At 71.8% G+C, this 5,733-nt stretch carries 8 protein-coding genes; 2 read left to right on the top strand and 6 right to left on the bottom strand.

Translation table 11 applies throughout. The features are described 5' to 3' along the window. Positions 1–1,180: hypothetical protein (locus tag FL311_RS44545; RefSeq protein ID WP_228557411.1), on the top strand; the 1,180-nt coding region annotated here is incomplete at its 5' end. On the opposite strand, the gene FL311_RS40495 is transcribed toward FL311_RS44545, so the two are convergent. Then, positions 1,181–1,462 carry a hypothetical protein gene (locus FL311_RS40495; protein ID WP_141332980.1) on the bottom strand — a complete coding sequence of 94 codons (282 nt, stop codon included), beginning with the start codon at positions 1,460–1,462 and terminating at the stop codon, positions 1,181–1,183. Between the two features lie 83 nt (positions 1,463–1,545). Beyond that, complete coding sequence (locus FL311_RS40490) at positions 1,546–1,740, bottom strand: hypothetical protein (protein ID WP_046710946.1); 195 nt, start codon at positions 1,738–1,740, stop codon at positions 1,546–1,548. A gap of 231 nt (positions 1,741–1,971) precedes the next feature. Here FL311_RS40490 and FL311_RS40485 point away from each other — a divergent pair, with 231 nt between their 5' ends. Further along, positions 1,972–2,181, top strand: coding sequence for a hypothetical protein (locus tag FL311_RS40485; protein ID WP_141332979.1), 210 nt, complete (start codon positions 1,972–1,974; stop codon positions 2,179–2,181). Positions 2,182–2,237: 56 nt separating this feature from the next. Here the strand turns inward: FL311_RS40485 and FL311_RS40480 are convergent, their stop codons facing one another. From FL311_RS40480 to FL311_RS40465, 4 genes are all read right to left on the bottom strand, one after another. Further along, positions 2,238–2,627, bottom strand: a complete 390-nt coding sequence (locus FL311_RS40480) for a hypothetical protein (protein ID WP_141332978.1) — start codon at positions 2,625–2,627, stop codon at positions 2,238–2,240. A gap of 193 nt (positions 2,628–2,820) precedes the next feature. Further along, on the bottom strand, positions 2,821–3,495 hold the full coding sequence (locus FL311_RS40475) for a hypothetical protein (protein ID WP_194869578.1): 675 nt from the start codon (positions 3,493–3,495) through the stop codon (positions 2,821–2,823). 124 nt (positions 3,496–3,619) lie between these two features. Next, positions 3,620–4,420, bottom strand: a complete 801-nt coding sequence (locus FL311_RS40470) for a nucleotidyltransferase family protein (protein ID WP_228557410.1) — start codon at positions 4,418–4,420, stop codon at positions 3,620–3,622. A 161-nt stretch (positions 4,421–4,581) separates the two neighbouring features. Beyond that, positions 4,582–5,487: an AEC family transporter gene (locus tag FL311_RS40465; RefSeq protein WP_141332976.1), complete on the bottom strand. Its 906-nt coding sequence runs from the start codon at positions 5,485–5,487 to the stop codon at positions 4,582–4,584. Positions 5,488–5,733 lie beyond the last annotated feature (246 nt).

The following is a 5,733-nucleotide window of genomic DNA, read 5'->3' as shown; positions in this document are numbered from 1 at the left end:
GCCCCGCGCGCCCCGTGTTCCCCAGGATGCCCTGCCCTCCCGCCTGGAGGCGCTGCTGCATTCCCTCACGGACCGACACCTGGCGGACCGGCTGGAGCGTGTGCACCGCGCGGCGGCGGTGGCCATCGACCGGCTGGGGCACCTGAGCATCGCGAAGTACGAGCCCACCACGGTGGAGCCCGAGGGCGGCGCGGACCTGGCCCTGTGGGAGACGATGGCGCCCGCCATCGGCGACACGCTGGTGGGCGTCAACCAGCTCGTCACCGCCATCCACCACGAGTTCCCCCCGCCGCCCACGCGAGGCGCCTCGGACGGCGGCTGGGCACCTCCCCCGGCCAGCTCCGACGAGCGGCTGGCGCAGGAGGTGGAGACGGTGCTGCACGCCATCGCGGAGCGGCTGTCCAAGCGCGTGTCGGAGCTGGGCCAGCAGATGCGACGGCCCGAGGTGGTCAGCGACCAGTGGACGCTGATGGCGAAGCTGCAGGCCTTCCGCGCGGACTTCCGCGTGCGCATCGGCGACCTCGTCTACCTGACGGCCGCGGCCTTCGAGGACGTGCGGCGCGAGGACGTGGTGCCCGGCTACGTGCACCAGGTGGGCGCCCGCGCGGCCCTGCGCGCGGCGGCGGCGGACCTGCGCCGCTCGCTGCAGGGGAGACTGGAGCGCGCGGCCAAGGCGGAGGCGCCGTCACGGCCCACCTTGGCGAGGCAGGCCGCCGAGAGCCTGTCCGCGTTCATCACCCTGCCCGCCTCGGTGGCGCTGCGCACGCCGCAGAAGCAGCACGTGCTGACGCTGCGCGCGCGCATCCAGGAGGCCGCGGGCAGGAGCGAGCTTCCCGCGGAGGCGCTGCCACAGCTGGTGGAGCCGTTCCTCGGCTTCCTCGACGAGGCGATGGACGAGGTGACGCGCACGTGGCTCACCGTGCATGACCGCGAGCTGTGGGCGTCGTGCGGCGCGAAGCTGGAGCAGGCGGAGATGCACCTGACGCTCGGCTCGCAGGGCGCGGCGCGCGTGCTGGCGGACGCGGTGGACACGGCGGCGGCGCTCTACGGTCGCTCGACGCCCTTCGACGGCTTCCTGCGCAAGGCGCGTCAGGAGGCCGCCGAGGGCCTGGACGAGGCGGGCTCATGGGGCCTGCTCGAGCGCTTCCGCGAGCGCCTGGCGGCCCTGCCCTTCAGCTGACTACTTCGGCTGCGTGTCGGCGGGCAGCGCGGGCGCCTCGGGCTTCGGCGGCAGCACGCGCAGCTCGTTGAAGCGCTCCGCCAGCGTCTGCGGCGTCAGCTCCTCCTGCCACTGCTTGGGGCTGGTGTTCCAGCCGAAGTCCGCCGGCACCTTGCCGCCACCCTGGCTGCGGTAGCCAATCATGTCCGGAAACTGCGTGCTCCAGCGGCCCGCGGGGTCCGGCTCCTGGGTGATGTGCTCCCGGTTCGGGCGGTGGAGGAAGTTCTTGCTCGCGTCGCTCATGCCTCAAGCCTCTCCGAAACCCGGCCCCAAGGGTAGTGGGAAGCCACGGTGCCCGGCTCCCCTCGCCCGGGCACGAGGGTTCCTCAGGCGGCCTTCCGGGCCTTCCCCCGTCGCACGGGCGGCCACACCCGGGGGCCGAGCTCGAAGATGGCCGCGAAGTAGCGCGCCTGCGCCTCGCTCGCGTACCGGTAGCGCCTCACCTCGCCGTCCGAGGTGACGACCTCGACACCCCACCCCTTCTTCTCCTCGCGCACATCCACACGCTCCACACCACCCATGCCCTCCCCCTCTCGTGTTCCCGGCTCGGGGCAGATCAATCCACGTGCCAGTCGCGCCACGTGGGAGCCGGGGGTTGCGATGTCGTCAGGACGTCACTCGCGTCCGAGCCCGTAAGGAATGCAGGCGAGGCTCGCCTGTCCGCCTGCTCCCTGCGGGATGAGGGCCAGGAGGATGCGGGTGGCCTGGTGCGGTCTGCTTGTGCCGCGCGATTCCTGCGTTACTTGTGGGACATGACCGAAATCGAGAGCAACCTCGGCGAGCGATTCGCCGAATTCGTCCTTCCCGACGGCTGCGTGCTCTGCGGCGGAGCGGTGAGCGTGCGCGCCACTCCCTCCGGCGCGAACAGCTACTGCGCGCACTGCCACTGGTTGTCCAAGCCGCGCATGCGCGTGAAGGACAACGGCGTGGAGCTGTCCTTCGGCGCGACCGCCACCGCCTGAAGTCTTCCTTCCGCGTCGAGCCCGGGAGCGGGCTCGACGCCTCCACCCGCGACGACTCAGGACGCGCTACACGCCCACTGGCCCGTCGGCATGCAGTAGCAGTTGCCCACGCGGCGGTTGATGCAGCACGAGCGCGTGCCGCCCACCGGTGAGCAGGTGCGTCCCGCCAGGTACGAGCAGGCGCTGTTGGGCGACAGGCAGACGCTGGGAATCGTGGGGAGGCAGATGTTGTGCAGCCCGTCGCACTCCACGGACTCCCCTGGATAGGTGTTGCACGTCGTGCCCTCGCACGTCACCGTCGAGCCGTTCGGACACGTCGTCGAACAGATGACCGCGCTCGAAATCTGCCCCAGCGAATCCTCCTCCGGCTCCACGACTCCGGTGCCACCGCAGGCCAAGAGGCCGGACACGACGAGGGCCGACAACACACCCAGGCACAGCTTCATGGTGGGACTCCTTCTTCCGCCAGGGATGGGCGCGCATGCCCATCCACGCGCCGACGTGCGCCAGCGGAAGCCAGGAATTGAAGCACGGGCCGCGCGCAGACTCCCGCGAGTGCCACGTGACTCACCATGACGGATGTATCTGGATTGCACAATTCCGCGCGGAGCGGCTCGGCCGGCCCGCACCGGGCCCACCTCAACGCCGAGGTGTCTCGTCCAGGCCAGGCCCCTCCAGCGTGCGCCCGGTGTTCGCGGGCGCCTGGCGCGGTGGAGCGGGAGGCAGGCCCTTCGCGGAGAGCAGCAGTGACAGGAGCGCGGCCTGCTCCGCGGTGTCGAGCGCGAGCACCGTCTCCGGCAGGCTCAGCGTGACGGCGGTCGGCTCGCCCTCCAGGTCCGGCTGACAGGTGCGCCACCCGGTGTAGCGGCCTCCCGCCACCGTCAGCGAGTAGCTGCACCCGCCCACGTCCCCGGAGATGCCCACGGGGGAGAAGACGAGCGAGGTGGGCCAGTTCGACAGCTCACCGTCCACGCGCATGCCCTGCTCGGAGGAGAAGCGCGACAACTCCAGGCGCGTGTCCTCCACGCCCACACGCCCCACGATGGGGCCCCGCCGCCAGCCCAGCTCCACGTCGCCGCCGCGAAGCTGACCACGGAAGGACACACCCGTGCGGCGCAAGTCGAAGCCGCCACCGCTCAGGCGCTCCTTGCCCAGGGAGATGGCGAGGGACTGGTCGCCCACCTGCAGGCGGAGGGGCCCCGAGCGCTGGGACGTGGCGAGCTGCGCGCTCGCGGGCGCGGCGACACCGAGGGACAGCAGCACCGCGCCGAAGCGGCCGAGCGCGCGTCGGGGTCCTGACGGGGAACGGGCCACGGGACACCTGCCTTGTTCGCGAAGGGACACTGGAAGCAAGGTAGGGCCGTGAGCCCGGAAGGCACATGGGCCCATGACTCGGGGGCTCGCACGGTGGGACGTGGAGCCCCCCGAGTGAGGGCGCTCAGTGGGGCCCGTGCAGGCCCGGCGCCTCGCCGCTCGCGACGGAGTCCGCCTCGCGCTGGCGCTCCTCCCGGTCCCAGCCGAGTCCGTCCTGGAAGCCCCACTCGTCCACGTCCACCTGGTAGCTGACCTTGGACAGGATGCGCCCCCGGCAGATGCGCTCCTGCCAGTTGCCGGCATCCACGGAGCCGTTCGCGCGCGAGAGCAGCTCGCGCATCAACCACTCCGGCACCGTGGCGCGGTCGGACGGGTAGGCGAAGCGGAAGAAGAGCAGGTGCGAGAGCAGCACCTCCCAGTACCGGTCGAAGCGGCGCAGCAGGCGCTGCCAGTCGAACGTGGGCCCTGCCTTGAGCAGCAGGTGGGTGAGCTCATGGCCGTCGAAGCGCTCGCGCTCGAGGACGAAGGCCTTGCTCCAGAAGATCTCCTCCGCGGGCGGGACACGGCACGGACAGCCCAGCACCTGGGCCGGCACCGCGTGCTCGAACCACGCGTCATCCACGGCGGTGAAGCCGTTGCCGGAGCCGTAGATGAGGTCGACGAGGAAGTCCTCCCAGAAGGCCTTGTGCAGCCAGCCGTGGACCTCGCTCTCGGTGCGCCACTCGTGGCGCGCGAGCATCTCCACGGCGCGGTCGCCGTCCTTGCGATGGAGGAAGAGGTCCAGGTCCTTCGTGTCGCGGTAGAGGCCCGTGTAGTGGGCGAAGGCGTAGGCCCCACCCACGAGGAACGGGATGCCTGCGTCGGTGAGAAGTTGGATGGCGTAGGTGCGCGCGCCCAGCTCCGCCACGGAGCGCCGCACTTCCATCCGCCTCGGGTCTCCTCCGGGTGCCCCGGAAGCCTTCGGTGGTTGCTCGGCCATGACGGAAGATAGGGGAGCTGCGGCTACACGTCAGTGAGCCGTCCGCGCACCCGCCCGCAGGGCAGGCGGGCAGGCCGGACGCCCGCTCGCCTCCCCCCGAGGATGACTCAGCGCACCAGCCACAGCATCACTGGCGCGGTGACGAAGGACAGGGGGATGCCCACGCCGACCATCAACACCGCCAGCTCCGGATCCAGCCGGTGCTCGGCGGCCAGGATCGCCGCGCTCACCATGGGCGCCATCGCCGCCTGGAGCACCGTGGCCTGCACCACCATGGGCGACAGCCCGGGCAGGGCCCACAGGCCCAGCAGCACCCCGCCCGGCACCAGCACCAGCTTGTAGAGCAGGCCCAGGGACAGCGCCGGCAGCCGCGCCTTCACGCCCGACAGTCGCAGCTGCAGGCCCACGGAGAACAGCGCCAGCGGAGTGAGCAGCGCGCCCAGCCGCTCCAGCACGGAGTCCACCCAGACGGGGTAGCCCACGGGGCGCAGGAGCAGCGCCAGCACCAGCGCCACGAACGGTGGGAAGGTCGCCACCTTCTTCGCGAGCGCGCCCAGGGGCAGCGCCACCTCCGCGCTCGCCCTCGCCGCCGCCAGCGTCGCGAGCGTGGACAGCACGAGGAACGAGCCGAGCTGATCCACCACCACCGCCACGGCGAGCCCCTCCGAGCCGAGCAGCGCCTCGGCCATCGGCAGGCCCACGAAGGCGGTGTTGCCCAGGCCGCCCGTCAGCACCAGCGCGGCCACGGACTCCCTGGACAGCCCCAGCTTCGGCCCCAGCCACCGGAAGAACGGCCCCGCCGCCAGGTAGTACAGCCAGGGCACCACCGCGGCCACCAGCAGCGATGGAACGAACTCCAGCCGGTGCATCACGCGCAGCACCAGCGCGGGCAGGGCCACGTACAGCACGAAGGTGTTGAACGGCCCCGCCGAGCCCTCCGGGAACTTCCCGCTCCTGCGGGCCAGCACGCCCAACACCAGACACGTGCCCAGCAACCCGATGACCTGACTCATGACGCCCACGCCCTCCGGCTTCGCCACCGTCCCACCCCTGCCTCGCGGGCGATGACGTCCCGCGCTGATAGCGCGCGGGGCGGGCCCACGCCAGCGCCCCGGCAAGCGGCCCGCGCCGCCTCACTCAAGGCGAGCAATTCTCGCCAGCGCCCCAACGAGGCCCGCGCACCACACCCACTCGGGAGCCCAGCACACCCCGTGGACTCGGTTCGTCCCTGCCTCCGTCAGGGCCTCATCGAGAGGTCG

Source organism: Myxococcus sp. AB025B, from assembly GCF_006518215.1.
GTDB lineage: Bacteria > Myxococcota > Myxococcia > Myxococcales > Myxococcaceae > Myxococcus > Myxococcus fulvus.
The sequence above is the reverse complement of the archived record's forward strand: the minus strand, read 5'-3'. Positions and strand labels throughout refer to the sequence as shown.